Source organism: Cyclobacterium plantarum, assembly GCF_011290685.1.
Lineage (GTDB): Bacteria > Bacteroidota > Bacteroidia > Cytophagales > Cyclobacteriaceae > Cyclobacterium > Cyclobacterium plantarum.
In genome coordinates, this window is the sequence record NZ_JAANYN010000037.1 from 1 (window position 1) to 545 (window position 545).

A 545-nucleotide genomic window follows, 5' to 3' on the forward strand; every position below is an offset into this window, starting at 1 on the left:
GAGTTGAAGGCGGCCCTGCCGGGGACCGCCGTTGAGACCGGCACCCAGGTCAGTGGAGAGGTGTTGATGCTCAACCCCCCGGTGATCCGTTTTGACCGGGCCTTCTTCCGGGACCAGCTTACCGTAGCGCTCAGCCATCCCATAGCTGCCACCAGTATATTCTACACCCTGGACGGCTCGGAACCCGACAGCAGCAATTATGAGCTGTACGAGAAACCCCTGGTCATAGATAAAAACCTGACCGTCAAGGCCAGGGCCTTCGCCGAAGGTTGGATCGGCAGCGAAATGGCCGAGGCGGAATTCATCAGGGCCACCCTGGGCCCTTCCTCCTTTCAGATGAACTACCTGCCCGAAGACCGCTACAAAGGGGACGGGCAGGAAAGCCTCTTTGACCGGAAAAAAGCCATACCGGATGTCTGGAACCTGAACTGGCTGGGCTTTTTAAACAACCCCCTGGAGGTGGAAATGGAGTTTGATCAGCCCACCGACATCAGCAAGCTGGCACTTTCCCTATGGCAAAACCCCGGTGCACGCTTCTTTCCGCC

General features: G+C 58.0%; 1 protein-coding gene. It reads left to right on the forward strand.

Annotation, left to right across the window (positions count from 1 at the left end; translation table 11 throughout):
• The coding region (locus tag G9Q97_RS24690) for an FN3 associated domain-containing protein (RefSeq protein ID WP_187357752.1) at positions 1 to 545 on the forward strand (545 nt) is incomplete at both ends.